This window comes from Vibrio sp. YT-16, assembly GCF_033337405.1.
Taxonomy (GTDB): domain Bacteria; phylum Pseudomonadota; class Gammaproteobacteria; order Enterobacterales; family Vibrionaceae; genus Vibrio; species Vibrio alginolyticus.
In genome coordinates, this window is the sequence record NZ_JAWOQQ010000024.1 from 1 (window position 1) to 17,794 (window position 17,794).

Annotated in this window: 21 protein-coding genes; 8 read left to right on the plus strand and 13 right to left on the minus strand. The window is 46.0% G+C overall.

Annotated elements, in window-relative coordinates; translation table 11 throughout:
* Positions 1 to 231 precede the first annotated feature (231 nt).
* The 8 genes from fusA to fkpA all read right to left on the minus strand — a co-directional run bounded on the left by fusA (position 232) and on the right by fkpA (position 6,207).
* The gene (fusA, locus tag R7F07_RS23010) at positions 232 to 2,331 is read right to left on the minus strand and encodes an elongation factor G (protein ID WP_005382794.1); all 2,100 of its coding nucleotides are present in this window, start codon (positions 2,329 to 2,331) and stop codon (positions 232 to 234) included.
* A 75-nt stretch (positions 2,332 to 2,406) separates the two neighbouring features.
* Positions 2,407 to 2,877 carry a 30S ribosomal protein S7 gene (rpsG, locus tag R7F07_RS23015; RefSeq protein WP_005382796.1) on the minus strand — a complete coding sequence of 157 codons (471 nt, stop codon included), beginning with the start codon at positions 2,875 to 2,877 and terminating at the stop codon, positions 2,407 to 2,409.
* A 101-nt stretch (positions 2,878 to 2,978) separates the two neighbouring features.
* Positions 2,979 to 3,353 carry a 30S ribosomal protein S12 gene (gene rpsL / locus R7F07_RS23020; protein WP_004399892.1) on the minus strand — a complete coding sequence of 125 codons (375 nt, stop codon included), beginning with the start codon at positions 3,351 to 3,353 and terminating at the stop codon, positions 2,979 to 2,981.
* A gap of 177 nt (positions 3,354 to 3,530) precedes the next feature.
* Positions 3,531 to 3,806 (minus strand): sulfurtransferase complex subunit TusB, encoded by a 276-nt coding sequence (gene tusB, locus R7F07_RS23025; protein ID WP_005382799.1) that lies wholly within the window; start codon positions 3,804 to 3,806, stop codon positions 3,531 to 3,533.
* A 7-nt stretch (positions 3,807 to 3,813) separates the two neighbouring features.
* A complete protein-coding gene (tusC, locus tag R7F07_RS23030; RefSeq protein ID WP_053307378.1) occupies positions 3,814 to 4,170 on the minus strand; it encodes a sulfurtransferase complex subunit TusC in 357 nt (118 codons plus the stop codon).
* Positions 4,167 to 4,562, minus strand: a complete 396-nt coding sequence (gene tusD / locus R7F07_RS23035; protein WP_017821752.1) for a sulfurtransferase complex subunit TusD — start codon at positions 4,560 to 4,562, stop codon at positions 4,167 to 4,169. Before tusD ends, tusC begins: the two co-directional genes overlap by 4 nt.
* Positions 4,559 to 5,281 (minus strand): transcriptional regulator, encoded by a 723-nt coding sequence (locus R7F07_RS23040; protein WP_005382804.1) that lies wholly within the window; start codon positions 5,279 to 5,281, stop codon positions 4,559 to 4,561. The genes tusD and R7F07_RS23040 overlap by 4 nt, the downstream gene beginning before the upstream one ends.
* A gap of 143 nt (positions 5,282 to 5,424) precedes the next feature.
* Entirely contained in the window at positions 5,425 to 6,207 is a 783-nt protein-coding gene (fkpA, locus tag R7F07_RS23045) for an FKBP-type peptidyl-prolyl cis-trans isomerase (RefSeq protein WP_017821751.1), read from the minus strand.
* 128 nt (positions 6,208 to 6,335) lie between these two features.
* On the opposite strand from fkpA, the gene R7F07_RS23050 reads away from it, so the two are divergent.
* Positions 6,336 to 7,322: a WD40 repeat domain-containing protein gene (locus R7F07_RS23050; protein WP_005381457.1), complete on the plus strand. Its 987-nt coding sequence runs from the start codon at positions 6,336 to 6,338 to the stop codon at positions 7,320 to 7,322.
* Positions 7,319 to 7,546 carry a SlyX family protein gene (locus R7F07_RS23055; protein WP_005381455.1) on the plus strand — a complete coding sequence of 76 codons (228 nt, stop codon included), beginning with the start codon at positions 7,319 to 7,321 and terminating at the stop codon, positions 7,544 to 7,546. The genes R7F07_RS23050 and R7F07_RS23055 overlap by 4 nt, the downstream gene beginning before the upstream one ends.
* A gap of 83 nt (positions 7,547 to 7,629) precedes the next feature.
* On the opposite strand, the gene R7F07_RS23060 is transcribed toward R7F07_RS23055, so the two are convergent.
* The 5 genes from R7F07_RS23060 to kefG form a co-directional block, all read right to left on the minus strand.
* Positions 7,630 to 8,571 carry an isoaspartyl peptidase/L-asparaginase family protein gene (locus R7F07_RS23060; RefSeq protein ID WP_053307404.1) on the minus strand — a complete coding sequence of 314 codons (942 nt, stop codon included), beginning with the start codon at positions 8,569 to 8,571 and terminating at the stop codon, positions 7,630 to 7,632.
* Between the two features lie 130 nt (positions 8,572 to 8,701).
* The gene (slyD, locus tag R7F07_RS23065; protein ID WP_005381451.1) at positions 8,702 to 9,253 is read right to left on the minus strand and encodes a peptidylprolyl isomerase; all 552 of its coding nucleotides are present in this window, start codon (positions 9,251 to 9,253) and stop codon (positions 8,702 to 8,704) included.
* A 92-nt stretch (positions 9,254 to 9,345) separates the two neighbouring features.
* Positions 9,346 to 9,546, minus strand: coding sequence for a YheV family putative zinc ribbon protein (locus R7F07_RS23070; RefSeq protein WP_005381449.1), 201 nt, complete (start codon positions 9,544 to 9,546; stop codon positions 9,346 to 9,348).
* A 33-nt stretch (positions 9,547 to 9,579) separates the two neighbouring features.
* The gene (gene kefB / locus R7F07_RS23075; RefSeq protein WP_053307379.1) at positions 9,580 to 11,376 is read right to left on the minus strand and encodes a glutathione-regulated potassium-efflux system protein KefB; all 1,797 of its coding nucleotides are present in this window, start codon (positions 11,374 to 11,376) and stop codon (positions 9,580 to 9,582) included.
* Positions 11,360 to 11,953 carry a glutathione-regulated potassium-efflux system ancillary protein KefG gene (gene kefG, locus R7F07_RS23080; RefSeq protein WP_005381444.1) on the minus strand — a complete coding sequence of 198 codons (594 nt, stop codon included), beginning with the start codon at positions 11,951 to 11,953 and terminating at the stop codon, positions 11,360 to 11,362. The genes kefB and kefG overlap by 17 nt, the downstream gene beginning before the upstream one ends.
* A gap of 209 nt (positions 11,954 to 12,162) precedes the next feature.
* Between kefG and R7F07_RS23085 the strand changes: the two genes are divergently transcribed.
* The 6 genes from R7F07_RS23085 to crp all read left to right on the plus strand — a co-directional run bounded on the left by R7F07_RS23085 (position 12,163) and on the right by crp (position 17,776).
* Complete coding sequence (locus R7F07_RS23085; RefSeq protein ID WP_042523641.1) at positions 12,163 to 14,082, plus strand: ABC transporter ATP-binding protein; 1,920 nt, start codon at positions 12,163 to 12,165, stop codon at positions 14,080 to 14,082.
* On the plus strand, positions 14,079 to 14,567 hold the full coding sequence (locus R7F07_RS23090; protein ID WP_033907158.1) for a TIGR02444 family protein: 489 nt from the start codon (positions 14,079 to 14,081) through the stop codon (positions 14,565 to 14,567). The genes R7F07_RS23085 and R7F07_RS23090 overlap by 4 nt, the downstream gene beginning before the upstream one ends.
* A gap of 87 nt (positions 14,568 to 14,654) precedes the next feature.
* Entirely contained in the window at positions 14,655 to 15,662 is a 1,008-nt protein-coding gene (locus R7F07_RS23095; RefSeq protein WP_033907159.1) for a hydrolase, read from the plus strand.
* 33 nt (positions 15,663 to 15,695) lie between these two features.
* Positions 15,696 to 15,908, plus strand: coding sequence for a YheU family protein (locus R7F07_RS23100; protein WP_005382815.1), 213 nt, complete (start codon positions 15,696 to 15,698; stop codon positions 15,906 to 15,908).
* Between the two features lie 125 nt (positions 15,909 to 16,033).
* A complete protein-coding gene (locus R7F07_RS23105; RefSeq protein WP_005381434.1) occupies positions 16,034 to 16,903 on the plus strand; it encodes a phosphoribulokinase in 870 nt (289 codons plus the stop codon).
* A gap of 240 nt (positions 16,904 to 17,143) precedes the next feature.
* Positions 17,144 to 17,776, plus strand: coding sequence for a cAMP-activated global transcriptional regulator CRP (crp, locus tag R7F07_RS23110; RefSeq protein WP_005381432.1), 633 nt, complete (start codon positions 17,144 to 17,146; stop codon positions 17,774 to 17,776).
* Positions 17,777 to 17,794 lie beyond the last annotated feature (18 nt).

A 17,794-nucleotide genomic window follows, 5' to 3' on the forward strand; every position in this document is an offset into this window, starting at 1 on the left:
TGTTTTACCGTGGTCAACGTGGCCGATAGTACCAACGTTAACGTGCGGTTTCGTACGTTCAAATTTTTCTTTAGACACGATCGTGTTCCTTCCTAGTTATGATTCGTCGTGATCATTATTGATCGACGACGCGCCAGAAATTGTTATTTTATGCGCCAACGCCCGTTAGCGCAATATTTGGACGCCCTGATCTCGCAAAAAGTCGTAAACTTTTTGCAGTTCAATCGTCAATTAGTAACCACGCTCTGCAATAATTTTATCTGCGAAGTTTTTCGGCACTTCAGCGTACTCGTGAAACTCCATAGAGTAAGACGCACGGCCTTGAGTTGCAGAACGTAGATCAGTTGCGTAACCGAACATTTCGGATAGTGGTACTTGAGCACGGATGATCTTAAGACCAGCCACACCTTCGTCCATGCCTTCAATGATACCGCGACGACGGTTTAGGTCACCAACAACGTCACCCATCCAGTCTTCCGGAGTGGTTACTTCGACATTCATCATAGGTTCTAGAATCACAGGTTGTGCTTCTAGTGCACCTTTCTTGAATGCCATCGAGCCAGCGATCTTAAACGCCATCTCGCTTGAGTCTACATCGTGGTAAGAACCATCAAATAGTGTAGCTTTAATATCTAGTACAGGGTAACCCGCTAGAACACCACTATTCATTTGCTCTTCGATACCTTTCGATACCGAGCTGATGTATTCCTTAGGAATCACACCGCCCACGATTTCGTCTACGAATACGAAACCTTCACCAGGCTCAGAAGGCTCAAGTTTGACCCAAACATGACCGTATTGACCACGACCACCTGATTGACGAACAAACTTACCTTCAACTTCCGCTTTACCACGAATGGTTTCACGGTAAGCAACCTGAGGTTTACCAACGTTACAATCAACGCTGAATTCACGCTTCATACGATCAACGATAATGTCTAGGTGAAGTTCACCCATACCTGAGATCAGAGTCTGACCTGATTCGTCGTCCGTTTCCACGCGGAATGATGGATCTTCCGCTGCTAGTTTACCTAGCGCGATAGCCATTTTCTCTTGGTCTGCCTTAGAACGAGGCTCTACAGCAATCTGAATAACTGGTTCAGGGAACTCCATGCGTTCTAGAATCACTTTGTGGTTCTGATCACACAGTGTGTCACCTGTTGTTACGTCTTTCAGACCGATAGCAGCTGCAATATCACCAGCGCGAACTTCTTTCACTTCTTCACGCTTATTCGCATGCATCTGAACGATACGACCGAAACGCTCTTTCTTCTCTTTTACTGAGTTGTAAACAGCGTCACCCGAGTTTACAACACCGGAGTAAACACGCATGAAAGTTAACGTGCCCACGAATGGGTCAGTCGCAATCTTAAACGCTAGCGCAGAGAAAGGTTCGTTGTCGTCAGCATGACGCTCAACTTCATTTTCTCTTTCGTCGACACCTTTAATTGCAGGTACGTCAACTGGCGATGGCAAGAACTCAACTACTGCATCCAGTACCGCTTGAACACCTTTGTTCTTAAACGCACTACCACAAGTAGCCAGTACGATTTCGTTATTTAGTGTGCGAGTACGTAAAGCTTGTTTGAGCTCAGCTTCAGTCAATTCACCTTCTTCAAGGTACTTGTCCATCAGCTCTTCGCTAGCTTCAGCAGCGGATTCAACCATGTGGTTGCGCCACTCTTCAGCAAGTTCAATCATGTCAGCTGGGATGTCTTCGTAAGTAAACGAAGTGCCTTGATCGGCATCATTCCAGTTGATCATTTTCATCTTGATAAGGTCGATGACACCTCTGAACTCATCTTCCGCACCAACGTTCAGCTGGATTGGAACAGGAGTCGCACCAAGACGATTCTTAATTTGGTTCACAACGCGTAGGAAGTCTGCGCCCGCACGGTCCATCTTGTTTACAAATACCAAACGTGGAACGTGGTATTTGTCTGCTTGACGCCATACAGTTTCAGACTGAGGTTCAACACCAGATGAGCCACAGAACACAACCACAGCACCATCAAGTACACGAAGAGAACGCTCTACTTCGATAGTAAAGTCAACGTGTCCAGGGGTATCAATGATGTTTACGCGATGCTCAGGGAACTGTGCTTCCATACCACGCCAGAATGTAGTAGTCGCAGCGGATGTGATAGTGATACCACGCTCCTGCTCCTGCTCCATCCAGTCCATGGTTGCTGCACCATCGTGAACTTCGCCGATTTTGTGAGAAAGGCCAGTGTAGAACAGAATACGCTCAGTTGTGGTTGTTTTTCCTGCATCTACGTGAGCACAGATACCGATATTACGGTATAGCTCAATAGGAGTTTTACGAGCCACGATTGTATCCTCTTACTAAGGTGTACCTTAGAGTATAGAAAAGTGCTGCGAGAGAACCTCGCAGCACAGAAGGTATTACCAACGGTAATGAGCGAACGCTTTGTTTGCGTCAGCCATGCGGTGAACGTCTTCACGTTTCTTAACCGCAGTACCTTTGTTCTCAGACGCGTCTAGCATTTCAGCAGCTAGGCGTTGAGCCATAGATTTTTCACCACGCTTGCGCGCAGCTTCAACCAACCAACGCATAGCAAGTGCGTTACGGCGAACCGGACGTACTTCTACAGGTACTTGGTAAGTTGAACCACCAACACGGCGAGATTTAACCTCTACCGCTGGGCGAACGTTTTCAAGAGCTTCTTCAAAAATAGCTAAGTGGTCTTTACCAGACTTTTCAGCCATAGCATCTAGTGCAGTGTAAACGATTTTCTCTGCAGTAGATTTTTTACCGTCAACCATTAGGATGTTAACGAATTTTGCCAGCAATTCAGATTTGAATTTTGGATCTGGAAGGATCTTACGCTGACCAATGACGCGACGACGTGGCATGGATTTATCTCCGTTGTCTTCTTCAGGTTTTATCCAAAACTTTTCAGTTTTTTCAAAAAATTAAAAATAATTTAGTGTTTGGCCTTACTTAACGGAATCCATTAAGACTTAGGACGCTTCACACCGTACTTAGAACGACCTTGTTTACGGTCATTTACGCCAGCACAGTCTAGTGCGCCGCGAACAGTGTGGTAACGCACACCTGGAAGGTCTTTAACACGACCACCACGGATTAGAACAACTGAGTGCTCTTGAAGGTTGTGACCTTCACCGCCGATGTACGATGTAACTTCGAAGCCGTTTGTCAGACGTACACGACAAACTTTACGAAGTGCTGAGTTAGGTTTTTTAGGTGTAGTAGTGTAAACACGAGTACATACACCACGTTTTTGTGGGCACGCTTCTAGTGCAGGCACGTTGCTTTTAACAACTTGCTTTGCACGTGGCTTACGTACCAACTGGTTAATAGTTGCCATTAACTAGCTCCTGATTTACTTGAAAGTAAGCTTTGTGAAAAATCTATCCCCAACTGCCAATGCAGTTAGGGACGCAAAATTCTATGCAGCAGTGAGAGGTGTGTCAAGAAATATACGGATCTTTTTTGTTCAATTAGAACAATTCATCCGTAAAGCTTTGTCGACAGCAAATCTTGTTCAATCCCAAGTTAGGGATTTATCCTGTTTTGCTGTTAGTTCAACGAAGCCTGAGTAATTCACAATCGTCAGCGATGGACTGATACGATTTGCAATACCGCGAGCTTGCGCATCGCTCTCTAACACAAATACGCTGCGATTTTTTAGATGGGAAAATGCTTTATGTTGCGAGTTAGCAGCGTACACTGCATCTTCTATAAGTAAGATGTCATCCTGTTCACTGCATAAAGGCATAGCGTCTTCTAGAGCAGAGACTGTTTTTATGATGTGTAACATAACTTCCTCAAAAAGACAGTAGCTTGCCAGCGTGTTGTAACTTAGCTTTGAGCTGTTCTGAGCTTAACGCTTGGGCTTCAATGACTAAATCCGCTTGCGCCAAACCTCGCTGGGTTAACGACTCTGAACACACAAAGACTTGTTCGATGTCGTATAAATCGAAAAGCTTTAACATCGGCGCGTAATCTTTACTCAAAATATTGTTGGGGTCTTGCCCGAGTAGAAGCTGGTATACCCCGTCACCCATGAAAATGACGCTGATATCTTCACAGTAAGCCGACGCGGCTAACAGTGCATCCACACCTTCACGACCAGCTGCACAGCCATGTGGCGCACTACGAAATAGATAAGTTAACTGACTCAAAACTGTACCACTCTGTCTTGGGTTAACATCGCTTCAGCTAGGCTACCTAAGCCTGCTTGTTCAAAACCATCGGCTAGATTGTTCTGAACCAAACCATGTTGATTCGCTTCTTCTTCACTTACAATCCCGCGACGCAAAGCGGCCGCGACACAAGTTTCTAGGCGAACACCATGCTCTTTAGCCAAAGACTGCCACGCCTTATTGAGATCAAATTCATCGTTGGCTGGCACACTCAAAGCAGTACCATTAGTCACACCATCTTGATAAAAGAAGACGCTCACTAGCTGATGGCCTTGCTCTATCACCGCTTTGGCGAACTGATAAGCACTGCGCGCTGACTGGCTGCCATAAACGGGACCATTCACCACTAACGTGTAAGTCAGTTTACTCACCTTTCATCATCCTCGGTTTTACGTTGACGAATGTACAAGTAAACGGTGTGTTTTGAAATATTAAGGCGATCCGCGACACGGTTGATGGCATCTTTAATATCGAAGATACCTTTGTCGTACAACTCCATCACGATCTGGCGATTTTTGGTGTTGTTAGACACGGATTTATCCGCATTGATCTCTTCGATGGTGCGTTCAACAGTTTGGTCCACCAGCTCTTCTACGTCACTAGCAAAGTTGACCGAGGAAGCCGCTTCTTTCGCTTCTTGCGTCGGCATGAAAGACTGAAGGACTTGCGAGAAAGGCGCATCCAAGTTGACGTTGATACACAACAAACCAATCACGCGATTTTCGCCATTACGAATGGCGACAGTAATCGACTTCATCAACACGCCACCTTTTGCACGGGTAAAGTACGAACGTGAGAAGTTGCGCTCCGAGCCTTCGATGTCTTTTAGCATCTTAAGCGCTAAATCAGTGATTGGTGAGCCGACTTGGCGCCCCGTGTTTTCACCGTTAGCGATTTTAATTGCAGAGGTATTTAAGTCTTCTAGAGAGTGAAGAACGATTTCACAAAATGGACCTATCAGGCTGGCGATACCATCCACGACCGCCTCATAAGATCTTAAAATGATTTTGTCGTGCTCGGTAAACGGCATCACGTTAACGGATTCCATTTCGAGCAACATCTCCGCGTTTATTGTTTCTGTAGTTGTCATAAGCCTTCGAGCGAAAAATCAACAAATTGGTGTAAGTTTATCAGAAAATTTGAAAAGCAACCTAGCAAACTCACCAACTAGTGACCTAGAACAAAAAAGGCCCGTTAAACGGACCTTTTTCAATAACTTATCGCAGCTTATTGTTATTGCTCTGCGTTGTCGTTCTCAACTTTTAGCAGCTCAACTTCAAATACTAGCGTTGAGTTAGCAGGAATGCTTGGTGTGTCTTGGTCACCGTATGCTAGCTCTGGCGGGATAACGAATTTGAATTTAGAACCCACAGGCATTAGCTGAACACCCTCTGTCCAACCTGGGATTACACGGTTAAGTGGGAACGTTGCAGGTTCACCACGATCGTATGAGCTGTCGAACTGAGTACCGTCGATCAGAGTACCTTTGTAGTGTACTTGAACCGTATCAGTGTCTTTTGGCTTCTCACCTTCAGCTGGTGTCATTACTTGGTATAGAAGACCTGTATCTGTCTTCACTACGCCTTCTTGCTTCTCAAACTCAGCACGGAAATCATCGCCAGCTTTTTTCGCTTCAGCTGCTTTCTCAGCCGCTTGTGCTTGCATCTTTTCTGCAACACGCTTGTCTAGAGATTCTAGTGCTGCACGTGTTTCTTCTTCATTCAATTCAGCATTGCCTTTGAAGACGTCTTCGATACCTTTTAGTACCAAATCTTTGTTAAGATTAATGCCGATTTCGCTTGGCTTGTCGATGCTTGTGCTTAGGTAGTTAGCAAATGAAACACCGATTGCGTATGCCGCTTTGTCGTCGTCGGTTTTAAAGTGAACCGCTTTGCCGGTTTCTGCTTGAACTTGTTCTGCTTGAGGTGCGGTTTCTGTTTTAGTTTCTTCTTTCTGACAACCTACCGCTAGCATAACTGTTGCAGCAAGTAGCGACACTTTTAAAACTGATTTCATTAAATTCTCCCAATAATGGCTCTGCCATTGGTTGTTGTGCACAAATCTTCTATGAGACTAGTGAAGACAATCGTTATACCAATATACTAGCTATATGTCTTAAGACACAAACCGGATTATTAGATGTGATGCAAAGAATTTTTCATTTATTCCTATATTTAATTGTCATCACCACGTTAAATGGTTGCTTTTTCGCCGAGCGTGAAGTGCAGCGTTGGCCGATAGAACCTCAAGGTGCGACGAGCTTCGCACTTAGCAGAGATGGACGGTTTGCTCTGCTCTATTCTCAACAACGTCATTTGATGTTGTGGGACCTAGAGCAAAATGAACAACTAGCCAATCTGGGTGAACTCGATGCCGATGCCAATGTGGTTTCCCATATCCGCATATCTGACAATGGTCGCTACGCAATTACAGCAAGCCAAATGAACTTCGCAGTTTGGGACCTAGGCTGGACGCAATCCGAAGGCCTTTGGTCTATCTCTGATGCGCTCATTCGCGACGTTGATATCACCAGTAATGGTGAACAAGTTCTGCTTGGGTTATCCAACGGTAAAGCAATTTATGTCAACTTAGTCACCGGGCGTCGCATGGAGTTCCTTGCGCATCGTGAAAAAGTCAATTCCGTGGCCATTTCTCCTAATGGGCGCTTCGCCCTAACCGGAGGTAATGACTATAAAGCGTATCTGTGGGACACCGAAACCGGACAAGTACTACGAACCTTCGAACATGAACAACGAATTGTTCGCGTGGCCCTGCAAAGAGATGGAAAATTAGCAATGACATCTGATGGCGGAAACCAAGCGATTGTTTGGGATTTAAAAACTGGACAAGAAGTCACACAGTTGAGCAGTTGGTCACGCCAATTAATTTTCTCTACCGCACGATTTTCTGACGACGGGACTCAACTAGTCACAGGAAGCCCTTCTGGCCGTGTGTCAATATGGGATACTCAAACCGGAAAACGAATGAGTGGATTTGAAGTGGAGCCCAAAAAAGACACTCGCCCTCCCCGTGCGGTCGTGTATGATGCAGCCTTTGATTCAAAACAACGCGTAATTACTGCTACTTCAGCAGGTATTGCCCAAGCTTGGCAGTTAGAGAACGGATCATGACAGAAAAAATCATTCAGCAATTGGAAGCACGCATTAATGACTTAGAATGTCAGCTTGCGTTCCAAGAACAGACTATTGAAGATCTGAACGGCGCTTTATCGCAGCAACAACTGCAAATTACCAAGATGCTCGATCAGATGAAATATGTGGTAGGTAAAGTAAAAAATATGGACTCGTCGAATTTAGCCGATCCGTCAGAAGAAACCCCACCACCGCATTATTAAAATGCAGGCTCAAATAGCATAAAGCCCAGAACATGTTCTGGGCTTTGTTGTATTAATTACTTAAGAAGGTACTCAAGAGGAAGCTATTCGTCGGCGTAGATTTTAACGCTCAGCTCGCCTTGCGTATTAATGCCTGCTCGGTACATGCCAGAACTGTTCATCGCAAAGTGCATCTCACCTTTAGCATCAATGGCAATCAAACCGCCCTCTCCGCCCATCTGTTTGAGATCACCTTGGATAATGTGTTCACAAGCCGTATGAATATCTTCTTGTAAGTAACGCATACGTGCTGCAACGTCTTCCGCAACACGTTTACGAATAAAGAACTCACCGACACCCGTAGTGGAAACTGCCACAACGCCATTTTCGGCCACCGTACCACAACCAATCAGAGCCGAATCTCCGACTCGGTTGTATTTCTTATTCGTCACGCCACCCGTACTGGTGGCAGCGGCTAAGTTGCCTTGTTGGTCCAATGCCACCGCACCAACCGTACCGTGCTTACGGTCATCTGGGTAACGAGATTCCGACAAAGCAAACAGTCCTTTCTCACGCATAGACAGCAACTGCTCATAACGGCGATCAGTAAAGAAGTAATCTTGCTCGGTGTACTCATGGCCTTGCTCAAAAGCAAACGTCTCTGCGCCCTCACCCACCAACAACACATGATTGCTGTTTCGCATCACGTCACGAGCGAGTTCAATTGGGTTTCTGATATGACGAACACCTGCGACCGCACCTGCTGCAAGGTTTCGCCCATCCATCACAGAAGCGTCCATTTCAACCATTTCGTTGTTGGTCAGCACTGAGCCTTTACCCGCATTAAAGTTAGGAGAGTCTTCCAATACTTTCACTGCCGCTACGACTGCATCTAAGGCTTCACCGCCCGTTTCTAGAATTTGATGTCCCGCTTTTACCGCAGCTTCTAAATCCGCCAAGATGGATTGTTGCAGCTCATCGCTCATCTGTTCACGCAAGATGGTGCCTGCACCGCCATGAATGGCAATCGAGAAAGGTTTCGTCATCGCTTTGTCCAACTGTTATTCCTTGTATGGTTGGCACTACACCTTAGATAAACAAAAAGCGCAAGTTGAAACTCAACTTGCGCTTTTCAAAGCTTTGCTAGATAAGATTATCTAGTGAAGGAGCTTATGATTAGTGAGAACCACAGCTACCGCCGCCACAGCAGCCGCCTTCTTCTTCGTGATCGTGGTCATGATCGTGACCACCACAACAGCCACCACCTTGGTGGATGTGACCGTGTTCGATCTCTTCTGCTGTTGCTTCACGTGTAGACATAACTTCTACTTCGAAAGTTAGTGTTTGACCAGCTAACATATGGTTACCGTCAACAACCACTTCGTTGCCGTCAACTTCTGTTACTTCAACAGGGATTGGACCTTGGTCAGTGTCAGCTAGGAAGCGCATGCCCACTTCGATTTGCTCAACGCCTTGGAACACGTCCGCAGGAACGCGCTGTACTAGCGCATCGTTGTGCTCACCGTAAGCTTCTTCAGGAGCTACCGTAACTGAGAACTTGTCGCCAGCCACTTTACCTTCAAGTTCTTTTTCAAGACCTGTGATTAGGTTGTTGTGACCGTGAAGGTAATCTAGGGGTGCTTCTGCTGTTGATTGATCAACAACGACACCGTCTTCCATCATTACTTTGTATGCAAGGCTTGCAACAACGTTCTTTTCAATTTTCATACTAACTCCAGGGAGATTAATTGACTTAACCTGAATGGGGTTAAGTACTGAGATATCTGGGTGTATTATGGGGATCAATTATCGAAGTTCAATTACTCCGGCTTAAAAATTCCGATCATTTCCTGATCTGAGTGTTTATTTTTCTCTACAGATTGTGGTTTACGCTGCTCTGTAAACTCACACTCGACACACTCAACTAATTCGATGTTATTTTCAATCCACCAGCGCAGGGTATCTTGCTGGCTGCAATTTGGGCAGCTAGCGCCGGCAATAAAACGTTTCTTGATTTTCACGCTATTTCCTTAGCTTGAGTCTTGGCTCAAGTACTACTTCCAATGATTAGGTGACTGATGGTCGCTCTCCATTTCACGACCAAATATTTCTTCTAGCTCTTTGCGGGCCTCTTTCGCCCTTTGAGCTAATTTCTTATCTTCATTGTGTTGAGGCAATAAGTCCTTAAGCATAGCATTATCCAACTTGCGAAAATGTGCTTCTGCCCGCTTTGCTTGATAAGGATGCATACCCAGTTCTACGAGCGCTTGGCGACCGAGATCTAGCGCCCCTAAAAATGTTTCACGAGAGTAATTCTCTACACCATGACTCATTAACTGGTAAGCCTCGACACGGCTTCTTGCTCGAGCTAACAACTTAAGTTTCGGGAAGTGCACGCGACAAATGTCCACGATGGCCATCACCTCATCAGGTGAATCAGTACAAATAACCAATGCTTCCGCTTTATCAGCGCCAGCTGCCCTCAATAGGTCAATTTGTGTAGCATCGCCATAAAACACTTTGTAACCATACTTACGTAATAGGTGGATTTGGCTGGCATCACTTTCTAATACTGTCACTTTGATTTTATTGGCATACATTAAACGTCCGACGACCTGACCGAAACGTCCAAAGCCTGCAATGATAACGCGTGGTCGGCGATCCACGACTTTCGTGGTCATGCCCTCTTCTTCTTGATTCAGGGTATGAGCAAACCACTTCTTTTGTCCCATCAGCAAAAGAGGAGTCGTCACCATGGATAGACTGACCACCACCAACAGAAACGCCACTTGCTCTTTGGACAAAATGCCCTCTTGGCTCGCCGCGGTAAATATGACAAAGGCAAACTCACCGCCTTGGCTCAAAATTGCAGCCATACGGCTTCTCGCTTTGGCTCCGACACGGGCAGCTCTCGCCAATGCATACAAAACCAAACCCTTAACCACGACCAAAGCCACCACCGCACCGAGAATCTCTAAAGGGTGTAATGCCAATAACCCCAAGTTTACCGCCATGCCCACCGCAATAAAGAATAACCCCAACAACAGACCTTTAAATGGCTCGATAGCGATTTCCAGCTCATGGCGATACTCACTCTCTGCAAGCAAAACGCCTGCTAAAAAAGTCCCCAATGCCATCGAAAGGCCGAGCTTTTGCATCACGACCGAAATGCCAAGCACGACTAAAAGTGCAGCAACGGTAAAGAGCTCACGAACGCCGCTCATCACGACAAAACGAAATAGCGGACGTAGTAAAAAGTGACCACCAATCAACAGTGCTACCACACTGCCTAAAATAGTGAAGACATCCAACCAACTTCCACCACTATGCCCGCCTGCTAGCAAGGGCAACATCGCCAGCATCGGGATCACTGCAATATCTTGAAAGAGCAGCACCGCAAAACCAGATTGCCCCGTTTCGGTACCATTAAGCCCTTGCTCTTCAATGACTTTAAGCGCAATCGCCGTCGAGGACAGCGCCAACCCCATCCCGATCACCAAACTCACTTGCATGCTTACGCCAAACATACTGACGACACTACCAATCACGGCGGTCGTGACCACAACCTGCGCACCGCCTAAACCTAAAATCGGCCCTCGCATCTGCCACAATTTTTTAGGGTTTAATTCCAGCCCTATCAAAAACAGTAACAACACAACCCCAAGCTCGGCAAAATGCAAAATGGCATCAACGTCGCTAATTAAGCCAAGCCCCCATGGGCCAATCAACACACCAGCGAGTAAATAACCTAAAACCGAGCCAAGCCCAAGGCGCTGAGCAATCGGCACCGCAATAACCGCAGCCGAAAGAAAGACCACACTGCTTTGAAGAAACTCACTGGTGATCGCCATACTGACCTCCTCGATCTGCCGCTTGCCAGTTTTCAAGTGGGTTACTCAGCCATCCACGGTATAACTCGGCATGTTCGTAGCGTTCAATATCCGAAACATTTCTTGACCAATACAACACCAGAGGTTCAATCCAGTGCATTTGGCATAGAGCTGCCGTCAGTTCAAACGGTTGCAAGATTTGCTCAAGTGGGTATTTGTTGTACCCCTTCGCACTGAAGGCTTCTTCTTTACCACCTGTTGTAATGACACTGCGCCAGTATTTTCCTTCTAGCGCCGCACCTCCGCCAAACGCAAAGCCTTTACCTAACACTCGGTCTAGCCACTCTTTTAACAGGGCTGGACATGAATACATATAAAGTGGGTGGTGAAATACAATCACATCGTGAGCGAGTAACAACTCATGTTCGTAATTCACATCAATAAAGAAATCAGGATAAACACCGTAAAGATCGTGCACAGTGACGTGATCAAGCGACTGAGCTTTTTTTATCATCACTTGATTGGCAATCGAGTTATGTGGCTCTGGATGAGCATAAATGACCAGAACTTTTGGGAGAATAGACGGTGCAACAGCCAAATGGTCGTCCTTGTGGTTATTTTTATCCGTTATCAAATTGTTATACTTTTTTGTACAGCATAATGCAATTAAAGCGAATCAATCGACTTTTCCGGCCAATACCCCTACTATTCACCGCTAGATATATACCCAAGTGGCTTTAAAAACGATTGAAACCACTTCGCTATGTAACCAAGCAACGCGCACTGCGCAAAGTGAATGAAAACTTTATGATTACCTTCTCTGATATTCAGTTACTGCGTGGCGGTAAACCTCTTTTAGACCAAGCTTCTGCGACTATTCACCCTGGCGATAAAGTCGGTCTTGTGGGCAAAAACGGCTGCGGTAAATCAACGCTGTTTGCCCTACTGAAAGATGAACTGTCAATTGATGCTGGCTCATTTAGCCAGCCTCAACACTGGGAGTTGGCCTGGGTCGCACAGGAAACGCCTGCGCTAGAGCGCACTGCACTGGAATACGTCATTGATGGTGATCGCGAATACCGCGCTCTCGAAAAGCAGTTAGCAGAAGCAGAAACGCAGGACAACGGAACCCTAGTTGCCGAGATACACGGTAAAATTGAAACCATTGGTGGTTACAGCATTCGCGCTCGCGCGGCAGAACTGCTCGATGGTTTAGGGTTCAGCCAAGAGCAAATGAGTTGGAGTTTGACCCAATTCTCGGGTGGTTGGCGTATGCGTCTTAACTTGGCTCAAGCGCTATTGTGTCGTTCTGATCTACTGCTACTCGACGAACCAACCAACCACTTGGATTTGGACGCGGTAATGTGGTTAGAGCGTTGGCTACAAAACTACCCTGGCACGCTGATTCTGATCTCGCACGACCGAGACTTCCTTGATCCAATTGTTGGTCGCATCATTCACATCGAGAATCAGCAGCTGAACGAATACACGGGTAACTACTCGTCATTCGAAAACCAACGCGCACAAAAGATGGTGTTACAACAAGCGATGTTTGAAAAGCAACAGAAGCAGATGTCGCACATGCAAAGCTACATCGACCGCTTCCGTTATAAAGCATCAAAAGCACGCCAAGCCCAAAGCCGTATCAAAGCTTTGGAGCGCATGGAAAAAGTACTGCCAGCTCAATTCGATAACCCATTTAGCTTCCAATTCCGTGAGCCAGCTGCGCTGCCAAACCCAATCATGATGATGGATGAAGTATCTGCAGGTTACGGTGACAACCTCATCTTAGAGAAGATCCGCTTGAACTTGGTTCCTGGCAGTCGTATTGGTCTACTCGGCCGTAATGGTGCGGGTAAATCGACCTTAATCAAGCTGCTCTCTGGTGAACTTAACGCGCAAGGTGGTGACCTAACTTACTCACAAGGCGTGAAAATTGGTTACTTCGCTCAGCACCAGTTAGAAACGCTTCATCCTGAAGAAACGCCGCTGCAACACATGATGCAAATCGCACCCGATCAAACCGAACAGCAGCTACGTGATTACCTAGGTAGCTTTGGCTTCCAAGGTGACAAAGCACTAGAAAAAGTTGCGCCGTTTTCTGGTGGCGAAAAAGCCCGTTTGGTATTGGCTTTAATTGTGTGGCAAAAGCCAAACCTGTTGCTACTTGATGAACCGACCAACCACTTAGACTTGGACATGCGTCAGGCATTGACGATGGCACTGCAAACATTCGAAGGTGCGATGGTGATTGTTTCGCACGACCGCTATTTACTGCGCGCTACGACCGATGACTTGTATTTAGTGCATGATAGACAAGTTGCTCCGTTCGACGGTGATTTAAATGACTATTATAAATGGTTAACCGAACAACAAAGAGCGGAACGCAAAGAAGCGCAGGCTGCGCAGCCAAGCAAAGATACGGCCAACAGCGCAGCTGCGAAGAAAGAGCAAAAACGTCGCGATGCAGAGTTTCGAAAACAGACAGCGCCAATTCGCAAAACGCTGACACAACTAGAAAATAAAATGGATAAGTTAGGTGCTGCACTGGCCGAAGCTGAAGAACAATTGGCGGACAACTCACTGTATGCGGCCGAAAATAAAGCTAAACTTAACCAAGTGCTGGCACTTCAAGCTTCTAGTAAGGCTGAGCTCGAAGAAATTGAAATGGAATGGATGTCTGCTCAAGAAACATTGGAGCAGATGGAGCTAGAGTTTAATCAATGAGTAATCAACACGCTGAATACACACTCACCCTAGAACACCTTTGGCAGTTTAGTCTGCAATTTTATGGTGTGCGAGAAGTGAAAGAGGCGTGTTTATCATTACAGAACAATTATCACGGTAACGTGAACCTACTCCTGCTGCTCAGATGGCTCGATGAGCAGCAACTCATTTTCCAAGAAAAAGACTGGCCCTTGGTGCAAGACTGTCTAGGTAGAAGCGAAACTTTACTTCACTCCTTTCGCGACCTTCGTCGCCACCTTAAGTCTCAAGTCAATGACGCTTTGTATCGTGAGACCTTGCAGTTTGAGCTGCAACTAGAAAAGCAGCAACAAGCGGATTTGGTGGACTGCATTAACTCACTTGCACTACTCAAAAATGATGGTGACCCACTGACGTTGAGATACTGTCGTCAACTCGGTGGGGAGCATTTGCAGCAAGCCTTTGCTATTCCGGTGCCAAACATTCAACCACCAAAACGCCCATAAATCTGTAGAATACCTATAATCTTTATAAAGGATTATATTAATAAGTTCTTCAACGGACACCGAAGGACCGCATAAGAGCAGTTAGGTATGACACAATTTTTCGCAGCCGCCGGGATCAAAAACCCGCATCTCCAAACGCTTTTGCCGCGTTTTATTCGCAAAAAAGCGTTATTTACGCCGATTTGGCAAACCCTCGATACATCCGATGGCGACTTTCTCGATCTCGCGTGGAGCGAGGACCCAACCCAAGAGCCTGCACAAAAAAAGCCGATTTTTGTTTTATTTCATGGGTTAGAGGGGTGCTTCTATAGCCCTTATGCCAATGGGTTAATGAATGCATTTGCTCAATCTGGATGGCTGTCGGTGATGATGCATTTTCGTGGCTGCAGCGGTAAACCAAACAAAAAAGCACGAGCTTACCACTCGGGTGAAGTGACGGATGCTCGTTACTTCCTAGAGCACCTTGAACAACGTTTTCCTGATAATCCCAAAGTTGCAGTTGGTATTTCTCTTGGCGGTAACATGTTGGCGAATTATTTAGCCCAATATAAAGACCACCCTATTTTGAATGCAGCGACTATTATCTCAGCGCCTTTAGACCTAGCGGCGTGTGCGAACCGTATAGAACAAGGCTTTTCAAAAGTGTATCGCCGTTACCTGCTTTCTTCACTGAAACGTAACGCGTTACAAAAGCATCATCTACTGCATGGTGAGCTTGCGCTGTCCTACAACTCAATAAAACGTGTCACACGGCTGTATGAATTCGATGATTTGATCACGGCACCACTGCACGGTTTTAAAGACGCACAAGATTATTACGATCAATGTTCTGGCTTAAGTAAATTACAACAGATCACGCTACCGACACTGATCATTCACGCCAAAGACGATCCATTCATGACCGACGATGTGATCCCGAAATTTGTTCTGCCAGATAACATTGATTACCGTCTCTTTGAACACGGTGGCCATGTTGGTTTCCTGACAGGAACGGCGTTAAAACCTAAGTTTTGGTTGGAGGAAGCGCTGCCCGCGTATTACGAAAGTATCGCCGCAGATTACCTTTCTGCTGTATCCAAGCAACGAACGCAGTAAACTAGCCGCTCATCATAAAAGTTAGAGGTATTTATGATCATTCCATGGCAAGACATTGCGCCGGAAACATTGGAAAACTTAATTCGTGAATTCGTCTTACGCGAAGGAACGGATTACGGAACCGTCGAGGTTTCTTTGCAAGACAAAATTGATCAAGTTAAAGCTCAATTGGAAAAAGGTGAAGCGGTTATCGTGTTCTCTGAGCTACACGAAACCGTCGATATTCAGCATAAAACAAAATTTTAGACCCTTCACATTTTACCGTATCCCACTCGATGACAAGGTATTGTTACGTGCTATAGTGGGATATCGACCGTGCAGTAGTAACTCTACTGCACATTACAGGTAAGTAATTTTCGACAAGGTTTGTCATGTCAGCTAAACACCCAATTATTGCGGTTACTGGTTCGTCCGGTGCCGGCACGACCACTACATCTGAAGCCTTCCGTAAAATGTTCAATATGATGAACGTTAAACCCGCATGGGTTGAAGGCGATAGCTTCCATCGCTTTACTCGCCCAGAAATGGACATCGAAATTCGCAAAGCCCGCGAGCAAGGTCGACACATTAGCTACTTTGGCCCACAAGCTAATGACTTCCCGGGATTAGAAGAGTTTTTCCGTAAGTTCGGGCATGACGGTACTGGCAGCGTGCGCCGTTATCTGCACACGTTTGACGAAGCGGTTCCCTACAATCAAATGCCAGGCACGTTTACACCGTGGCAAGACTTACCCGAAAACAGCGACGTGCTGTTTTATGAAGGGTTACATGGTGGCGTGGTCGATGGCGATGTTAATGTTGCTCAACATGTGGATTTCTTAATTGGCATGGTGCCGATTGTGAACTTAGAGTGGATCCAAAAATTCGTACGTGACACTCGCGATCGCGGCCATTCGCGTGAAGCGGTAATGGACTCAATCGTGCGATCCATGGACGATTACCTCAACTATATCACTCCGCAGTTTTCTCGTACTCACATCAACTTCCAGCGCGTACCGACCGTTGATACTTCCAACCCACTTAATGCAAAAGGCATCCCTAGTTTGGATGAGAGTTTTGTGGTGATTCGCCTACGCGGTATCAAGAATGTCGACTTCCCATATCTGCTGGCCATGATTGATGGCTCATTCATGTCACGCCACAACACGATTGTCGTACCCGGCGGTAAGATGAGCTTTGCAATGGAGCTCATAGTTCGGCCTATCCTACAACAGCTCATCGAAACAGGGAAAATTGGCTAAAAACCTGCCTGCGAAGATGTTTACTTTTCATACCGTGATCATGTGCACAGTTTTGCTTACAAAATCTCAATCATGGCACGATTAAAATCAAGAAATCGTTTTCGAAAAAGGATACTATTTCTTACCGAAACACAAGAGAGCTTGCAGCATATAAAAAGTGCTCTTATTCTAGTAGGCCTAATTCAGGCTTAGCTAAAATATGGATAGCGCAAGCGTACCCTGCAGAGGAAGTGAGATATTATGGTTCTAGGTAAACCTCAAACCGACCCAACATTAGAGTGGTTTCTTTCACACTGTCATATTCATAAGTACCCTTCAAAGAGCACGCTAATTCACGCGGGCGAAAAGGCAGAAACTTTGTACTACATCGTTAAAGGTTCTGTTGCGGTTCTTATCAAAGACGAAGAAGGTAAGGAGATGATCCTTTCTTACCTAAACCAAGGAGACTTTATTGGTGAACTTGGTCTATTCGAGGAAGACCAAGAGCGCACAGCTTGGGTTCGTGCTAAATCTCCTTGTGAAGTTGCTGAAATTTCTTTCAAGAAGTTCCGTCAGCTTATCCAAGTAAACCCAGACATCCTAATGCGTCTTTCTGCGCAGATGGCTCGTCGTCTTCAAGTAACTAGCCAAAAAGTGGGTGACCTGGCGTTCCTAGACGTAACTGGTCGTATCGCTCAGACGCTTCTGAACCTTGCAAAACAACCAGACGCAATGACTCACCCAGACGGCATGCAAATCAAGATCACTCGTCAAGAAATCGGTCAAATTGTTGGCTGTTCTCGTGAGACAGTAGGTCGTATCTTGAAGATGCTAGAAGAGCAGAACCTAATCTCTGCTCACGGTAAAACCATCGTGGTTTACGGTACTCGTTAATCTCAAACTAGAGTGACA